At 71.0% G+C, this 996-nt stretch carries 1 protein-coding gene; it reads left to right on the top strand.

Going from position 1 to position 996, the window contains the following annotated elements:
- On the top strand, window positions 1-996 hold a 996-nt coding region (locus tag A5643_RS01780), incomplete at both ends, for a DUF222 domain-containing protein (protein WP_066851347.1).

The raw sequence follows: 996 nt of genomic DNA, 5'->3' as shown, positions 1-996 counted from the left end.
ATCACCCGCCGCTTCCGCCAAGGTGCCCGCATCCGGCCCCGGCGCTCCCTGACCGGACCGAAACTGCCCCCCGAACTCCCCGAGGTAGCCGCCGCGGTGGCCGACGGCGCCATCGGCGAAGACCACCTGCGCGTCCTCTGCCGCGCTCTGGACACCCTGCCGGCGCGCCTGTCGCCGGCCGCGGTCAGCAACGCCGAACACGCCCTCGTTGGGCACGCCCGCGACCTCGACGCCGACGTACTCACCCGCATCGGCCAACGCATCCACGACCACCTCAACCCCGACGGCGACTACACCGACGACGACCGGGCGCGGCGCCGCTTTGTCCAACTCGGCCGCCAAGGACCTGACGGCATGTCGCGGCTGCGTGGCCTACTCGACCCCGAGACCCGCGCCTACCTCGAAGCCATCACCGCCGCCGTGCGCCCCGGATGCCACCAACCCGACACCCCCGCCGCCCAACTACTCGGCGCAGACACCCGCAGCGCCGGCCAACGCTGCCACGACGGACTCAAACTCGCCCTGTCCACCGCGATCGCCTCAGGCAAACTCGGCACCCACCGCGGCCACCCCGTCACCGTCGTCATCACCACCACACTCGCCGAACTGGAAGCCGCCACCGCCATCCACTACCTCGCCATCTTCGACGACCACCTCAAACGCCCCCTCTACCTCGGCCGACAAAAACGCGTCGCCACCGCCGACCAACGCCTGATCTGCTACGCCCGCGACCGCGGCTGCACCCGCCCCAACTGCTGCGAACCCGGCTACCACTGCGAAGTCCACCACACCCCCGACTGGACCAACGGCGGCCGCACCGACGCCGACAAACTCCACTTCGCCTGCGGCCCCGACCACACCGCCGCCACCAACGGCCAACAACACACCACCGTCACCGAAAACGGCCGCCTCGCCTGGACCGACGGCACCCACCCACCCCAAACCAACCACGCCCACCACCCCGACGAACTCCTCCACGGCGACACCGACCCACCG

The organism is Mycobacterium sp. 1274756.6 (assembly GCF_001668625.1).
Lineage (GTDB): Bacteria > Actinomycetota > Actinomycetes > Mycobacteriales > Mycobacteriaceae > Mycobacterium.
The sequence above is the reverse complement of the archived record's forward strand: the minus strand, read 5'-3'. Positions and strand labels throughout refer to the sequence as shown.